The organism is Amycolatopsis sp. NPDC051045, from assembly GCF_040682955.1.
Lineage (GTDB): Bacteria > Actinomycetota > Actinomycetes > Mycobacteriales > Pseudonocardiaceae > Amycolatopsis.
In genome coordinates this window covers 84,609-99,590 of the sequence record NZ_JBFBCC010000006.1, presented here as the reverse complement: position 1 = coordinate 99,590, position 14,982 = coordinate 84,609, and the positions used below count along the sequence as shown (strand labels likewise).

The window sequence follows — 14,982 nt, the reverse complement described above, 5'->3', positions numbered from 1 at the left end:
GGGATGAAGCGCTACCACTGCGCGGTCGAGCTGGCCGTCGACCTGATCGGCGGCAAGTGGAAGCCGGTGATCCTCGCCCACCTCAAGGAGGGCGCCCACCGCTACGGCGAGCTGCGGCGCCGGATGCCGGGGGTGAGCGAGAAGATGCTGACCCAGCAGCTGCGCGAGCTGGCGGCGGACGGTCTCGTCCGCCGCGAGGAGTTCGCCGGCCGGGTCCCGCACGTCGAGTACCACCTGACGGAGGTGGGGGAGGAGCTGCGCCCGGCGCTGACGGCGCTCTACGAGTGGGGCGAGCGCCGCGCGGCGGACCGCGGCATCACGTTCGAGCCCTGACCGGAGCGTCCCAGGGTGGTGGCTGGGGGCAAGGGAGGAGCACCCGAGGCCGCCTCGGGGCGCATCGGCGGGTGTCGGTCAGGCGGGGTCCGTGGCGTCCAGGCGGCGCTCCAGCGCGTCGAGCCGGTCCGACCAGAAGCGGCGGTAGGGCGCCAGCCACGCGTCGACCTCCGCCAGCGGCTCCGGGCGCAGGGCGTAGCACCGGCGCTGCGCCGCGACCCGCACCGTCACCAGTCCGGCTTCGCGCAGCACCCGCAGGTGCTTGGACACCGCGGGCTGGCTCAGCTCCAGTTCGTCGACCAGCTCGCCGACCGAGCGCTCGCCGTCCCGCAGCAGGTCGAGGATGGTCCGGCGCCGGGGTTCGGCGAGGACGTCGAAAGTCTGCATCACCCCTGAAATGTGCTCCGCCGGGCATATTCCTGTCAAGGAATGTGGACCTTGCGTCCGGCGGTTTGGTCTGAACCATTGACCTAGTGGTCTAGTCCACTTACGGTGAGTGTGGTCCCCACCACTCCGGCACCGTCGCCGTGAGTCATTCTCGGAAGGGAGAACACATGTCCCGTTTCCGCAGGAAGAGCTACTCGGCCCTGCTGACCGTGGCCGCCGCCGCGGGCCTCGCCTTGGGCGGCGTAGCCGCCCCGGTGGCCACCGCCGCGACCGAGGCCTCCGTCGGCAAGGTGGTCGGCTACTTCACCGAATGGGGGGTCTACGACCGCAACTACCACGTCAAGAACATCGAGACGTCGGGCTCGGCGAGCAAGCTGACCCACATCAACTACGCCTTCGGCAACGTGACGAACGGCGGCTGCGCGATCGGCGACGCCTACGCCGACTACCAGAAGACCTACGACGCCGCGGGCAGCGTCGACGGCGTCGCCGACACCTGGGACCAGCCCCTCGCCGGCAGCTTCAACCAGCTCAAGAAGCTCAAGGCCAAGCACCCCGGCCTGAAGGTCATCTGGTCCTTCGGCGGCTGGACCTGGTCGGGCGGCTTCGCGCAGGCCGCGAAGAACGCAGCCGCGTTCGCGAGCTCCTGCTACAACCTCGTCAACGACCCGCGCTGGGCCGGCGTCTTCGACGGCATCGACATCGACTGGGAGTACCCCAACGCCTGCGGCCTGTCCTGCGACACCAGCGGCGCGGCGGCGTTCAAGAACCTCCTCCAGGCGCTGCGCGCCAAGTTCGGCTCGAAGCTGGTCACCGCGGCGATCACCGCCGACGGCACCAGTGGCGGCAAGATCGACGCGGCCGACTACGGCGGCGCCGCGCAGTACGTCAACTGGTACAACGTGATGACCTACGACTATTTCGGCGCCTGGGCCGCGCAGGGCCCGACGGCTCCGCACTCGCCGTTGACGTCGTACTCCGGCATCCCGACCGCCGGGTTCTACTCCGACGCGGCGATCCAGAAGCTCAAGAGCAAGGGCGTCCCGTCGAGCAAACTGCTGCTGGGCATCGGCTTCTACGGCCGCGGCTGGACCGGTGTCACCCAAAGCGCCCCGGGCGGCAGCGCGACCGGCCCGGCGCCCGGCAAGTACGAGCAGGGCATCGAGGACTACAAGGTGCTCAAGACGTCGTGCCCGGCGACCGGCACCGTCGCCGGCACCGCGTACGCCAAGTGCGGCAGCAACTGGTGGAGCTACGACACCCCCGCGACCATCGCCGGCAAGATCTCCTACGCCAAGACCCAGGGCCTGGGCGGCGCGATGTTCTGGGAACTCTCCGGTGACACCACGAACGGCGAGCTGATCACGGCCGTCGCCAAGTAGCACAGCGCCCGCGGGGGCACCGGCGGAAACCGTCGGTGCCCCCGTTTATCGTCCACGCCGTGACGTTCAGCGGATTCGGCGAGTACGCCGTCGACTTCTTCGACGGCCTGGTCGAGGACAACTCCAAGCCCTACTGGGACGACCACGTCGAGACCTACCGGGCCGACGTCCGGGCGCCGATGGAGGCGCTGCTGGCCGAGCTGGCGCCCGAGTTCTCCGACGGCTTCGGCGAGCCCAAGGTGTTCCGCCCCTACCGCGACGTCCGCTTCGCCAAGGACAAGACGCCGTACAAGACCCACTGCGGCGCGGTGATCGAGCAGGGCCGCGGCGGCGGGGCCTACTACGTCGAGGTCGGCCCGGCCGGCCTGCGCGTCGGCGGCGGCTGCTTCCACCTCGCGCCCGACCAGCTCGCCCGGTTCCGGACGGCCGTCGACACCGAGCTGCACGGCGAGGCGCTGCGGAAGATCCTGGCCAAGCTGGAGCGCGCCGGCTGGGAGGTCAAGGGAGACCGGCTGAAGTCGAAGCCACGCGGGTTCGATGCCGACCACCCGCGCCTCGACCTGCTGCGCCACCGCTCCGTGTACGCCGTGCGCGGCTGGGAGCCCGACGACGTCCTGCACGAGCGGGGCGCCCTCGACCGCGTCCGGAAGGCCTGGCGGCAGCTGCGCGAGTTCAACGAGTGGGCCCGCGACCGGGTCGGGCCGAGTGACCGGCCGCGTCGTTAGCGTGACGGTGACCTCCGGGACCACGCCCGCGAAGCGAACCTGAGCAGGCAGGTTTCTGAACACTTTCTTGAACATTCGGGATCGGTACAGACGAACGCGCGAAGAGGGTCTACGCTATGTGGACGTGAGCCGACGCGCGAAGATCGTTTGTACCCTGGGACCTGCCACTGCCACCCCGGAGAAGATGCGGGCCCTTGTCGACGCGGGCATGGACGTGGCCAGAATGAACTTCAGCCACGGCAGCCACAGCGACCACAAGCAGGTCTACGACCTGATCCGGGCCGCGGCCGCCGACAGCGGCCGCGCGGTCGGCATCCTGGCCGACCTGCAGGGCCCCAAGATCCGGCTCGGCACGTTCGCCGGTGGCCCGGTCGAGTGGCACAACGGCGACATCGTCCGGATCACCGTCGAGGACGTCGCCGGCACCCACGACCGGGTCTCGACCACCTACAAGGGCCTGGCGAAGGACGCCAAGCCCGGCGACCGGCTGCTCGTCGACGACGGCAAGGTCGGCCTGGTGGTCCGCAAGGTCGAGGGCCCGGACGTGGTCTGCGAGGTCACCGAAGGCGGCCCGGTCAGCAACAACAAGGGCGTCTCGCTGCCCGGCATGGACGTCTCCGTGCCGGCGATGTCCGAGAAGGACATCGAGGACCTCGAGTTCGCGCTCGAGCTGGGCGTCGACTTCATCGCCCTGTCCTTCGTCCGCTCGCCGGCCGACATCGACCTGGTCCACCAGGTGATGGACCGGGTCGGCAAGGGCAGGCTGCCGGTCGTCGCCAAGATCGAGAAGCCCGAAGCCGTCTACAACCTCGAGGCCATCGTGCTGGCCTTCGACGCGGTGATGGTCGCCCGCGGCGACCTGGGCGTCGAGCTGCCGCTGGAGCAGGTCCCGCTGGTGCAGAAGCGCGCCATCCAGATCTGCCGCGAAAACGCGAAGCCGGTCATCGTCGCGACGCAGATGCTCGAGTCGATGATCAACAACTCCCGGCCGACCCGCGCCGAGGCCTCCGACGTCGCGAACGCGGTGCTCGACGGCGCCGACGCGCTGATGCTGTCCGGTGAGACCTCGGTCGGCCGGTACGCGATCGAGGTCGTGGAGACGATGGGCCGGATCATCGAGGCGGTCGAGACCGACTCGCCGATCGTGCCGCCGCTGTCGCACGTCCCGCGCACCAAGCGCGGCGTCATCTCCTACGCCGCCCGCGACATCGGCGAGCGGCTCAACGCGAAGGCCCTGGTCGCGTTCACGCAGTCCGGTGACACCGTGCGCCGCCTGGCCCGGCTGCACACCCGGCTGCCGCTGCTGGCGTTCACCCCCGAAGAGTGCGTGCGCAGCCAGCTCTCGATGACCTGGGGCACCAACACCCACATCGTGCCGCAGGTCAGCTCGACCGACCAGATGATCCAGCAGGTCGACCACGCGATGCTGGAGATGGGCAGGTACCAGAAGGGCGACCTGGTCGTCATCGTGGCCGGGTCCCCGCCGGGCACCGTCGGGTCGACCAACCTGATCCGGGTGCACCGCCTCGGTGAAGACGACCACGCATAAGGGACGGGTCGCCCTCGCACCACATAGGGTCCGGTCATGACTGAATTGGCCAGGACGGCCGCCACCGAACTGGAGATCCCGGGTGGCGGCCAGCCGGTGCTGGACCGCCTGATCGCGTTGCTCGACCTGGAGAAGATCGAAGAGAACATCTTCCGCGGCGTCTCGCCCGCCCACTCGCCGGTGCGGGTGTTCGGCGGGCAGGTCGCCGGCCAGGCGCTGGTCGCGGCCGGGCGCACGGTCGCCGAGGATCGCCGGGTCCACTCGCTGCACGCGTACTTCATCCGCGGCGGCGACCCCAGCGTGCCGATCGTGTACGAAGTCGACCGGATCCGGGACGGCCGGTCGTTCACCACGCGCCGGGTCGTGGCGATCCAGCACGGCAAGGCGATCTTCTCGCTCTCGGCGTCGTTCCAGAAGGACGAACCGGGCATCGAGCACGCCGAGGTCATGCCGGAAGGCGTGCCGGCGCCCGAGACGCTGCCGACGCTGATGGAACGCGCCGAGGGCTACGCGATCGGTGCGCACGCCCGGCCGCGGCCGATCGACCTGCGGTACGTCAACGAGCCGCCGTGGGTCACCCGGGAGACCGGCGAGCGGCCCGCCCGCAACCAGGTGTGGATGCGGGCCGACGGGAAACTGCCCGACCAGCAGCTGCTGCACGTCTGCGTGCTGACCTACGCCTCGGACATGACCCTGCTGGACTCGGTGCTCGCGCGCCACGGCGTCTACTGGGACACCGACAAGGTGCTCGGCGCCAGCCTCGACCACGCGCTGTGGTTCCACCGGCCGTTCCGCGCCGACGAGTGGTTCCTCTACGACAGCGCCTCGCCGACGGCGTCCGGCGCCCGCGGGCTGGCCACCGGCCGGTTCTTCGCCGCGGACGGCACGCTCATCGCCACGGTCGTCCAAGAAGGACTCCTGCGCGTCTTGTGAAGTTCGGCGGCAAATCACCCTCACGGGCGACGAATAGCCCGAATAGCGATCGCCGGAAAAGGGCATTCGGCCTCGGCGAGGGGGCCGGGACCGATCGGGGGACGGCCCCGGACCCTTCGCCCGATGATTGCGCGGCACTTCGCGCGATCATCGTCTACCCTGCTCAGAGGCCGGTCGAAGCCCCGGCAGGCCGACCGCCCGGCGCTCGTCGCAGTGCAGGGTGCGAGGATACAAGAGCATTTTGCAAATTGCAGATCCGGTGCCGGAATCGACTCCCGTCAATGTTCCACCAAGTCCGGGCCCGGCTGGTCAGATACAGGAAGCACGTCGACATCCGGAGGTACCGCGATGGCAAGGGGACAGAGCCCCACGGTTCGCCGGCGGAGACTCGCGGGCGAGCTGCGCCGGCTCCGCGAGGCCTCGGACCTCACCATCGACGAGGTGGGCGAGAAGCTCGAGTGCTCCGCCTCGAAGATCAGCCGCATCGAAACCGGCCACGTCGGAGTCACTCCGCGTGACGCCCGCGACATGCTGGCCCTCTACGGGATCATGGGCGACGAGCAGGAGGCACTCGTCCAGCTGGCCAGGGAAGCCCGCAAGCGCGGCTGGTGGCACGCGTACAACGAGGTCTTCACCGGCACCTTCGTCGGGCTCGAGGCCGACGCCAGCTCCCTGCGAGCGTTCCAGGCGCTGCTGGTGCCTGGGTTGCTGCAGACCGAGCGGTACGCCCGCGCGGTGATCCGCGCACTGCGCCCGGACGCCGACGAAGCCGAGATCCGCCGCCGCGTCGCCGCCCGGATGGCCCGCCAGGAACTGCTGTCCGAGACCCCGCCGCCGGAGTACTGGGCGGTGATGGACGAAGCCGTGCTGCGACGCGTGGTCGACAGCCCCGAAGTGATGGCCGAGCAGCTCTACCGGATGGTCGCCGTCGCCGAGAAGCCGAACGTGACCGTCCAGGTCGTGCCGTTCGGGGCCGGCGCGCACCCCGGCATGGAAGGCCCCTTCCTCATCATGGGCTTCCCCGAGCAGGCCGACCCGGACGTCGTCTACGTCGACGACAGCACGTCCAGCGGCCTCTACCTGGAGGAACCCACAGACGTCCGGCGCTACGGGCTGATGTTCGACCATCTGCGCGCGGCCGCACTGAAGCCGGACGACTCGGTGGAGCTGATCGCCGAGGCGGCCGGACGGTTCGCCGAACAGGCGGCCGTACCGGCTCCGGTGCACCATCCGGAAGCGAGGACAAAGTAAGGAGTGGGGACCATGGAAGCAGAACTCTCCGGGGCGCAGTGGCGCAAGAGCAGCCACAGCGGTGGCGGCAACGACTGCGTCGAGGTCGCGTTCGTCGACGGCGGTGCCGCGGTGCGCGACTCGAAGGATCCCGAAGGGGGTGCGTTCCGCTTGCCCGCGTCGGGCTGGCGGGGTCTGCTGGCCGCGGTGCGGCCCGGCGGCCCGGCGCACGACTGAGGCGCCCGCCGAAGACCCCTTACCCCCGCCGAGCTGGGCTCGGCCGGGAGTAAGGGGTCTTTTCACGCCCAGGCCTACGTGATCACCCGATGCCCGGGGTGTCCCCTCAGGACGAACCTGAGTGCTACGAACAGGAGAACCAGGGACAGGGGAACACGATGCACAGCGATCTGATGCTGGACGCGGTCCGAGCCGAAGCGGCCTACCGGGCCGAGGAACTGCGGAAGGCCGGGCGCAGCGCCTGGGCCGCCCGCGCCCGCCGCGCCGTCCGCCACATGCGGGCCGCGCGCACCGACGCCGACGTCCCGGCGCAGGAGCGCCGCGAGGTCGCGCGGGCCACCGCCGACGCCGGCAAGACCGCCCGGTAGGCGGCGGGTGATGGTGGCGATGGCGATAAGCGTGCGGAACTTGTCGGTGACATCTGGGGCGTTGCCCCAGGTCGGGGGCTTCGCCACCCGAACCCCCGACAAACTGTCGGTGGGGTAGGCAACAATGCTCCTCGTGCCCCGACTCGGCTCCGGAATCCCGCTCGTCGCCCGTACCCACGAGATGCGGCGGCTCCGCGCCGCCTTCGCCCGGGCCGAACGGGGCGAAGCCGGCGCGGTGCTGCTCTCGGGGGACGCCGGGGTCGGCAAGACCCGGCTGCTGACCGCGCTCGGCGAGCACGTCGAGGCGTGCGGTGGGCTGGTGCTCACCGGCCGCTGCATCGACGTCCGCGAGGGCGGTCTTCCTTATCTTCCGTTCGCCGAGGCGCTCGCCCCGCTGGGCAGTGCGACGGACCCGGCGGTCGCCGCCGCGGTGCGGGCCCGGCCCGCGCTCGGGCGGCTGCTGCCGCAGGGGCCGGGCTTCGAGGAGCCCCGGGCGGCCGAACACCCGCCGATGACCTCCAACGACCGGGAAACCATGGTGCGTCCCCGGCCGGAGCAGGACCTCGGTCAGCTGCAGTTGTTCGACGCGGTACTGGGGGTGCTGACCGAGATCGCCGAGTCGCGCCCGGTGGTGATCCTCCTGGAGGATCTCCACTGGGCCGACGCGTCGACCCGCAACCTGCTGTCTTTCCTGCTCAGCAGGCTGCGGGCGCAGCGGCTGCTGGTCGTGGGCAGCTACCGCGAGGAGGACGTGCACCGGCGCCACCCGCTGCGCGACGTCCTCTCCGAGCTGGTCCGGCTCGCCACGGTCGAGCGCGTCGACCTGCATCCCTTCGGCGCGGTCGACGCCCGCAAGTTCGTCGAGGCGCTGGCCGACGAGCCGCTGCCGGCGGACGTCGTGGGCGACATCGTCACCCGCTCCCAAGGCAACCCGTTCTTCGCCGAAGAGCTGCTCGCCACCAAGACCGAGTGCAACGACCTGCCCGCCGGGCTGGCCGAGGTGCTGCTGTCCCGGCTCGAGCGGCTCTCGCCGGACGCCCGCCGGGTGGCGCGGGTGATCTCGGTGGCCAACGAGCCGGTCATGCACGCCGCCCTCGCCGAGGTCTCCGCGCTGGGGGAGCTGGAACTCGACGACGCACTGCGCGAAGCCGTCCAGCACCACGTGCTGGTGGTGCTGTCCGACGGCTCCTACACGTTCCGGCACGCGTTGCTGCAGGAAGCGGTGTACGGCGACCTGCTGCCGGGGGAGCGGTCGCGCACGCACGCGGCGTACGCGGCGCGGATCAAGGCGCGGCCCCAGGGCCGCGGGCACGACGCGAAGCTGGCCTACCACTCGATGCAGAGCAGTGACCTGGTCACCGCGCTGCCGGCGTTGCTGCGCGCGATGGACGAGGCCGAGAAGCTGGGCGCGCCCGGGTCGGCGCTGCAGCACGTCGAGCAGGCACTGTCCATCTGGGACGCCGTCGCCCCGGCCGACCGGCCGGCGGGGTTCGACGAGCTGCGGCTGCTGTACGAAGCGTCGTACTTCGCGGGCACGTCCGGCGAACCGGAGCGGGCCGTCGCGTTCGCCCGCACGGCGACCCAGGCGCTGACTCCGGACATCCCGCACGACCGGGCCGCGAAGGTGTGGCGGCGGCTGGCGGACGCGCTGCTCGCGCTGGAGGGCACCCTCGACGAGGCCGTCGCGGCCATCGACCGGGCCTGGAACCTGGTGAAGGACACCGAACCCAGCTCGGCGCGGGCGTGGGTGCTCGCCAGCCGGGCCGGGTTCCTGCGGATCCTCGACCAGCCCGAGGCGGCGCTGGACAGCGCCCTCACCGCGGTCGCCGACGCGCAGGCGGTCGGCGCGGCGGGCGCGGAGGCGTCGGCGCTGGTCACCCTGGGCACCCTGGCCGACTCCCGGGGGGACGCGGCCGAAGCCCGCGAGTGGCTGCGCCAGGCCGAACACAAGGCGCGGGACGCCGGGGCGTTGAACACCGAAATCCGCGCGACCTACTTCCTGGCGCTGAGCCACGACGACCAGGGCGAGTTCGCCGAAGCGCTGGAACACGCCGCGCGCGGCGTCGCCCGGGCCGAGGAATCCGGGCTGAGCTGGAGCGTCTACGGGCTGGAGCTGCGGGCGCGGCAGCTCATGCTGCGCTACCTGATGGGCGACTGGCCGGACGAGAGCGCCGGCCGCGCCGGGCGTGGGGTGTCCAGCGCGGTCGCCGCGCGGATCCAGGCCATCTGGTCGCTGTTCGTCGTGGCCCGCGGCCGGTTCGACGGAGCCGCGAAACTCGTCGCCGGGCTGCGGCAGCACTGGACGGCGGACATGCAGATCCCGCTGTCCGCGGGGGGCGCCGGGATCGAGCTGGCGTACTGGCGGGGTGACCACGCCGAGGCGGTGCGCCGGGCCGAGGACCTGATCGGCTGGCTGGAACGGATCGAACCGGGGCTGCTGGCCGGCATCCGGGTGGCTGCGCTCGGGGTGGCCGCCGCGGCCGCGGCGGCCACCGACGCCCGGGTCCACGGCGGCCAGGCCGCGGCCGACGCCGCGGTGGCGGCGGGCGAGCGGATGCTGGCGCACGGCCGGATGTGCTCGGTCGTCGGGCAGCCGCGGTCGGGCAAGCTCGGTCCGGAGGGCCGGGCGTGGCTGGCCCGGCTGGAGGCGGCCGCGACCTGCCTGTCCGGCCGGGGCGACGCGGGAAAGTGGGCGGTCGCGGCGGAGGCGTTCGGCTACGGCGCCGTGTACGAGCAGGCGATCTGCCGCTGGCACGAGGCCGAAGCCCTGCTGGCGGCGGACGCCGACGCCGGCGCGTCCCTCGAAGCGGCCCACGCCGTGGCGGTCCGCCTCGGCGCGATCCCGCTGCGCGACGCCGTCCGGGACCTGGCCCACCGCGCCCGCGTCGAGCTGGCGGGCGTCGAACCGGCGGCCCCGGCCCGCACGGTCACCGACCCGCTGACCGACCGCGAACGCGACGTCCTCGAGCGCGTCGCCCTCGGCCGCACGAACCGCCAGGTCGGCGAAGAGCTGTACATCAGCGAAAAGACGGTGAGCGTCCACCTCTCCCGCGTGATGGCGAAACTCGGCGCAAGCCGCCGCGCGGAAGCCGTCGCGATCGCCTACGACCGCGGCCTCCTCACCGCCCCCACCGCCGAACACGCGTGATCAGACCCGGAACTCGCGTGATTGAAGCCGTCACGGCTCCAAATCACGCGAGTTCCGGCCCGGATCACGCGAGTTACGGGTTTCGTCAGCGGGGGAGGCGGCGGAGGGCTTTGAGGCCGAACGTCATGCCGCGGGCCCACAGCGAGCCCGAGATCCCGCGCGGGGGCCGCAGGGCCAGGCCGCGCTGCAGGGCGATCGACTGGGACTCCGTGTACTTCAGCAGGCCTTCGGCGCCGTTGCGGCGGCCGACGCCGGAGTCCTTCATCCCGCCCATCGGCACGCCGACGCTGCCGAAGGTCGCCGCGTAGCCTTCGTTGACGTTGACCGTCCCGGCCTTGAGCCGGGCGGCGACCTCCCAGCCCGCGCGGCCGTTGCGGGACCAGACGCTGGCGTTGAGCCCGAACGGCGTGTCGTTGGCCCGCTCGATGGCGTCGGTGACGTCGGTGTAGCCGTAGATCGACACGACCGGGCCGAACGTCTCCTCCGCGAACGGCAGCATGTCCGGGGTGACGCCGGACAGCACCGTCGGCTCGTAGAACAGCGGGCCGAGGTCAGGCCGGGCGCGGCCGCCGGTGAGCACCGACGCACCCTTCGCCCGGGCGTCCTCGACGTGCGCCGACACCGCCGCGAGCTGCTCTTCCGACGTCAGCGAGCCCATCTGGGCGTGGTAGTCGAGCGCGCCACCGAGCTTCAGTGCGGCGGTGCGAGCCACGAACGCCCGGGTGAACTCGTCGCGGATGTCCTCGTGGACGTAGATGCGCTCGACCGACACGCACAGCTGGCCGGCGGAAGAGAAGCACGCCGTCACCGCACCCGTCGCGGCCTTCGCGACGTCGGCGTCGGGCAGCACGATCATCGGGTTCTTGCCGCCGAGTTCGAGCGAGTACGACGTCAGCCGCTTCGCCACCTGCCCGGCCAGCTCCTTGCCGGTCGGCGTGGACCCGGTGAAGCACAGGTAGTCCGACTCTTCGACCAGCGCGGTGCCGATCTTCGAGCCGCGGCCGAGCACGATCTGCCAGGTCCCGGCGGGCAGCCCGGCCTCCTCGGCGAGCTCGTGCAGCCAGAGCGCCGAAAGCGCGGTCTGGTTGTCCGGCTTCTGCACGACGGCGTTCCCCGCGGCCAGGGCCGGCAGGACGTCCATCGCCGTCAGGGCCAGCGGGTAGTTCCACGGCGAGATGATCCCGACGACGCCCTTGGGGTGGCGGAGCTCGCCGGCGCGGGTCAGGCCGGGGATGACGCCGGCGACGCGGCGCGGGGCGAGGATCTTCGCGGCGTGCCTGCCGTAGTAGGCCGCCACCAGCGCGGTCGCGCTGACCTCGTCGAACGCGTCGAGGCGGGCCTTGCCGGCCTCGATCTGGACGAGGTCGAGGACCTCGTCCTGCCGGGCAAGCACCAGGTCGTGGAGGCGGGTGAGGACGCGGGCGCGCTCGGCGGGGGAGCGGTCCGCCCACGCCCGCTGGGCCGTCCGCGCGTCGGCGAACACCGCGCGGACGTCGGCGTCGGTGGCCTGCGGCAGGGTCGCGATCGGCTGCCCGGTGAAGGGCGCGCGCATGCGGATCGGCGCCGAGTCCGCGCCGCCCGCCACGCGGGCGACGAGCTGGGCGGCCCGCGCCGAGCTCGGGGCCCCGGCAATACCGCCGACGGTCGGGGGCACCGGGGTCTCTTCGACGGCCTTCGCGGGGGTGGTGCTGGTCATGACGTCTCCGTTCCGCGGCGTCCGGAGTCCGCGCGACGCCGCGCAGGGGTTACCGACGAGTACACCATACCGTCGGTACGTCAGATGTCCAGCCTGATGTGAATAAGATTCACGTCTTGGGTGGGTCGAGGGGCGGCAGCTGGTAGTTCGGCTCGGTCGGGGACGCGGGCTCCTGCTGCGCCGGGTGCGCCTGGGCCTGCGTCACGCCGCCGTAGGGATCGCCGGGCTGCTGCGCCGGGAACGGCTGCGACGCCGGGGCGCCGTACGGCGGCTGCGGACCGGTCTGGGCCGCGAACGGCTGCGATGGCGGTCCTTGGGCGGGAAACGGCTGCGAACCCGGATACCCCGGGTACGGTCGCGGACCCCCGAACTGCTGGGGCGGCACCGGGTACGGCCGCGACTGCTGCTGGTACGGCTGCACCGGGTGCCCGCCGCCGGGGGCCGCGACGGGTGTCCGCCGCCCGGCCAGCACCGCGAACACCAGTGCCACCAGGGCGAGGACCCCGCCGCAGAGCAGCAGCCAAAATCCCGTCCCGGTCGCGTAGTGCGACTTGAGCGTCCCTTCGTCGGACTCGTAGCTCAAGGTCGCCGAGACGTCCATGCCGAGCATCCACACCGCCGCGGTCACCCCGGCGGCCCCCGCCACCAAGGCCGTCCGGGCGCCCGAGCGGACGCCGGGGCCCGCCGAGCGGCGCGTGCCGGCGAACGCCAGCCCGGCACCGGCCAGCAGCACCACCGCGCCGGCGGCGAGCGGGATCCCGTACCGCGCGACGTGGGTGTGCTCGTAGAACTTCTTCGCCTCCTCGCCGGGTTCGACGGAGAACGAGCGCGACCAGGCGCTGATCGTCTGGCTGCTCTCGGTCTTGCCGTCGACGACCTGCTCGAACGACGTCTGCGGCAGGAACGATCCGGTGATCACCAGCACCGCGGCGAGGGCGCCGAGGATCCCGGCGAGCAGCCGGAAGAAGGCGTCCGGGTCGGCCGGCGGCTGGGCCGGTGGCGGGCCGTAGGGGTATTGGTACGGGGCGGCGGTCATCGGAACTCCCCTCGTTCGGGGGGATTGGACCACGAATCCGCCTGCGGGATAAGGGGCAAAGCACCCTTGTGGCGCCGCGCTGGTCAGCTCGGCGCAGCGGTGGCGTCCTGGTAGAGCAGGACGGCGATGCGCTTCCACTCGTCCAGCAGCTGGCGGCGCCGGTTCGGGTCGCCGCCGAGCTCGGCGTCCAGCGCCAGTCCGCGGGTCAGGTTCACGGTGAGCCAGAACAGCATTTCCGCGCGTTCGGGCGGGAGTTCGCCGGCGACCTGGGTGACGTGCTCCAGTGTGGCGCGGCCGAGCGCGCGGTCGACCGGGCGGATGGCCGCGCGCAGCTCGGGGTCGGTGCGCGCGGCGACCCACAGCTCGGTGACGGCGGTCGAGAGCGTGCCGGAGTAGCCGGCCCACAGCAGGTCGATCGCCGCGGCGACGCCGGTGCCGCCGCCGGGCAGCTCGTCGAGCGACTCCGCGAGCCGGCGCCGCAGCTTCGTCGTCAGGTGCTCGACCGCGGCCGCCATCAGCTCGGCCTTCGCGGTGAAGTGGTGCTGCACCGCGCCCTTCGACACGCGCGCGCGAGCGCAGATCTCCTGGACCGAAGTGCGCGCGTAACCGACCTCGACCAGGCAGTCGATGGTGGCGTCGAGCAGCGCCGTGCGGGTCTGTTCGCGCCGCTGCGCCTGGGTCCGGTGCGTCGTCTCGGTCACCGCGGCCTCCCTGCTTTACCTACAGGCCGGTACGGATGTACATTCCGATCAGAACTTACATGCTGAGCGTCATGTTTTCCAGCAGGAGGGTCCCCGTGGCACTGCAACTGCCGAAGAGCTCGTGGAGCACGACCGAGCTCGATGACCTCCGCGAGCTCGCGCGGTCGTTCCTGCAGAAGGAAGCCGTCCCGCACCAGGAACGCTGGGCGGCGGAGAAGAAGGTCGACCGCGAGCTGTGGACGAAGGCCGGCGACGTCGGCCTGCTCTGCCTGTCGATCCCCGAGGAGTACGGCGGCGGAGGCGGCACCTTCGCCCACGAAGCCGTCCTCTACGAAGAGCAGGCGCGTGCCGGCGACAGCGCGTGGGGTGTCACCGTCCACAATGGAATTGTCGCGCACTACCTGCTCGCGTACGCCGCGGAAGAGAAGAAGCGCGAGTGGCTGCCGAAGCTGGCCAGCGGCGAGATGGTCGGCGCGATCGCGATGACCGAGCCCGGCACCGGCTCGGACCTGCAGGGCATCAAGACCCGTGCCGTGCGCGACGGCGACCACTACGTCATCAACGGCGCGAAGACCTTCATCACCAACGGGTTCCACGCCGACCTGGTCGTCGTCGCGGTGAAGACCGACCCGGACGCGGGCGCGCAGGGCGTCTCGCTGGTCGTGGTCGAGACCGACACCCCGGGCTTCCGCCGCGGCCGCGTCCTCGACAAGGTCGGGCTCAAGGGCCAGGACACCGCCGAGCTGTTCTTCGACGACGTCCGCGTGCCCGCCGCCAACCTCCTCGGCGACGCCGAAGGCCAGGGCTTCGTCCAGCTGATGCTGCAGCTGCCGCAGGAACGGCTGATCATCGCCGTCACCGCGGTGGCCGGGCTGGAAGCGGCGGTCGACCTGACGCTCGAGTACACCAAGGAGCGCACGGCGTTCGGCCGGCCGATCTTCTCCTTCCAGAACACCAAGTTCACCCTCGCCGAGGCGGCCACGGAAGCCGCCGTCGCGCGGGCGTTCCTCGACCAGTGCATCGAACGGCACCTCAAGGGCGAGCTCGACGTCCAGGGCGCGGCGATGGCCAAGCTGTGGACCACCGAGCGCGTCAACAAGGTGATCGACGACTGCGTGCAGCTGTTCGGCGGCTACGGCTACATGACCGAGTACCCGATCGCGCGGGCCTGGGCCGACGTCCGGATCTCCCGGATCTTCGGCGGCACCAGCGAAATCATGAAGGAAATCATCTCCCGCTCGCTCTGATCCGGAAGGA

General features: G+C 71.6%; 14 protein-coding genes. 10 read left to right on the top strand and 4 right to left on the bottom strand.

The window, feature by feature from the left end; genetic code table 11:
• Positions 1–3 precede the first annotated feature (3 nt).
• The gene (locus AB0M80_RS16850; protein ID WP_364565020.1) at positions 4–333 is read left to right on the top strand and encodes a helix-turn-helix domain-containing protein; all 330 of its coding nucleotides are present in this window, start codon (positions 4–6) and stop codon (positions 331–333) included.
• A gap of 78 nt (positions 334–411) precedes the next feature.
• Here AB0M80_RS16850 and AB0M80_RS16845 read toward each other — a convergent pair whose 3' ends face one another.
• Positions 412–720, bottom strand: a complete 309-nt coding sequence (locus AB0M80_RS16845; RefSeq protein WP_364565772.1) for a metalloregulator ArsR/SmtB family transcription factor — start codon at positions 718–720, stop codon at positions 412–414.
• A 167-nt stretch (positions 721–887) separates the two neighbouring features.
• On the opposite strand from AB0M80_RS16845, the gene AB0M80_RS16840 reads away from it, so the two are divergent.
• From AB0M80_RS16840 to AB0M80_RS16805, 8 genes are all read left to right on the top strand, one after another.
• The gene (locus AB0M80_RS16840) at positions 888–2,102 is read left to right on the top strand and encodes a glycoside hydrolase family 18 protein (RefSeq protein WP_364565019.1); all 1,215 of its coding nucleotides are present in this window, start codon (positions 888–890) and stop codon (positions 2,100–2,102) included.
• Positions 2,103–2,161: 59 nt separating this feature from the next.
• A complete protein-coding gene (locus tag AB0M80_RS16835; protein WP_364565016.1) occupies positions 2,162–2,827 on the top strand; it encodes a DUF2461 domain-containing protein in 666 nt (221 codons plus the stop codon).
• 124 nt (positions 2,828–2,951) lie between these two features.
• The gene (gene pyk / locus AB0M80_RS16830) at positions 2,952–4,376 is read left to right on the top strand and encodes a pyruvate kinase (RefSeq protein WP_364565013.1); all 1,425 of its coding nucleotides are present in this window, start codon (positions 2,952–2,954) and stop codon (positions 4,374–4,376) included.
• A gap of 36 nt (positions 4,377–4,412) precedes the next feature.
• A complete protein-coding gene (locus AB0M80_RS16825; RefSeq protein ID WP_364565010.1) occupies positions 4,413–5,309 on the top strand; it encodes an acyl-CoA thioesterase II in 897 nt (298 codons plus the stop codon).
• 348 nt (positions 5,310–5,657) lie between these two features.
• The gene (locus tag AB0M80_RS16820; RefSeq protein ID WP_364565007.1) at positions 5,658–6,560 is read left to right on the top strand and encodes a helix-turn-helix transcriptional regulator; all 903 of its coding nucleotides are present in this window, start codon (positions 5,658–5,660) and stop codon (positions 6,558–6,560) included.
• Between the two features lie 12 nt (positions 6,561–6,572).
• Positions 6,573–6,776 (top strand): DUF397 domain-containing protein, encoded by a 204-nt coding sequence (locus AB0M80_RS16815; protein ID WP_364565005.1) that lies wholly within the window; start codon positions 6,573–6,575, stop codon positions 6,774–6,776.
• Positions 6,777–6,934: 158 nt separating this feature from the next.
• The gene (locus AB0M80_RS16810; protein WP_364565003.1) at positions 6,935–7,144 is read left to right on the top strand and encodes a hypothetical protein; all 210 of its coding nucleotides are present in this window, start codon (positions 6,935–6,937) and stop codon (positions 7,142–7,144) included.
• A 124-nt stretch (positions 7,145–7,268) separates the two neighbouring features.
• A complete protein-coding gene (locus tag AB0M80_RS16805; RefSeq protein ID WP_364565000.1) occupies positions 7,269–10,292 on the top strand; it encodes an AAA family ATPase in 3,024 nt (1,007 codons plus the stop codon).
• A gap of 85 nt (positions 10,293–10,377) precedes the next feature.
• On the opposite strand, the gene AB0M80_RS16800 is transcribed toward AB0M80_RS16805, so the two are convergent.
• From AB0M80_RS16800 to AB0M80_RS16790, 3 genes are all read right to left on the bottom strand, one after another.
• The gene (locus AB0M80_RS16800) at positions 10,378–11,988 is read right to left on the bottom strand and encodes a succinic semialdehyde dehydrogenase (RefSeq protein WP_364564997.1); all 1,611 of its coding nucleotides are present in this window, start codon (positions 11,986–11,988) and stop codon (positions 10,378–10,380) included.
• A 109-nt stretch (positions 11,989–12,097) separates the two neighbouring features.
• On the bottom strand, positions 12,098–13,024 hold the full coding sequence (locus AB0M80_RS16795) for a hypothetical protein (protein WP_364564994.1): 927 nt from the start codon (positions 13,022–13,024) through the stop codon (positions 12,098–12,100).
• Positions 13,025–13,107: 83 nt separating this feature from the next.
• Positions 13,108–13,725, bottom strand: coding sequence for a TetR/AcrR family transcriptional regulator (locus tag AB0M80_RS16790; RefSeq protein ID WP_364564991.1), 618 nt, complete (start codon positions 13,723–13,725; stop codon positions 13,108–13,110).
• Between the two features lie 95 nt (positions 13,726–13,820).
• Between AB0M80_RS16790 and AB0M80_RS16785 the strand changes: the two genes are divergently transcribed.
• A complete protein-coding gene (locus AB0M80_RS16785; protein ID WP_364564988.1) occupies positions 13,821–14,972 on the top strand; it encodes an acyl-CoA dehydrogenase family protein in 1,152 nt (383 codons plus the stop codon).
• Positions 14,973–14,982: the final 10 nt, after the last annotated feature.

Bases quoted from the DNA above. Each gene is read 5' to 3' on its own strand.
- AB0M80_RS16845 (WP_364565772.1), bottom strand. From the start codon at position 720: ATGCAGACTTTCGACGTCCTCGCCGAACCCCGGCGCCGGACCATCCTC.
- AB0M80_RS16840 (WP_364565019.1), top strand. From the start codon at position 888: ATGTCCCGTTTCCGCAGGAAGAGCTACTCGGCCCTGCTGACCGTGGCC.
- AB0M80_RS16815 (WP_364565005.1), top strand. From the start codon at position 6,573: ATGGAAGCAGAACTCTCCGGGGCGCAGTGGCGCAAGAGCAGCCACAGC.
- AB0M80_RS16825 (WP_364565010.1), top strand. From the start codon at position 4,413: ATGACTGAATTGGCCAGGACGGCCGCCACCGAACTGGAGATCCCGGGT.
- AB0M80_RS16810 (WP_364565003.1), top strand. From the start codon at position 6,935: ATGCACAGCGATCTGATGCTGGACGCGGTCCGAGCCGAAGCGGCCTAC.
- AB0M80_RS16800 (WP_364564997.1), bottom strand. From the start codon at position 11,988: ATGACCAGCACCACCCCCGCGAAGGCCGTCGAAGAGACCCCGGTGCCC.
- AB0M80_RS16850 (WP_364565020.1), top strand. From the start codon at position 4: ATGAAGCGCTACCACTGCGCGGTCGAGCTGGCCGTCGACCTGATCGGC.
- AB0M80_RS16805 (WP_364565000.1), top strand. From the start codon at position 7,269: ATGCTCCTCGTGCCCCGACTCGGCTCCGGAATCCCGCTCGTCGCCCGT.
- AB0M80_RS16795 (WP_364564994.1), bottom strand. From the start codon at position 13,024: ATGACCGCCGCCCCGTACCAATACCCCTACGGCCCGCCACCGGCCCAG.
- AB0M80_RS16820 (WP_364565007.1), top strand. From the start codon at position 5,658: ATGGCAAGGGGACAGAGCCCCACGGTTCGCCGGCGGAGACTCGCGGGC.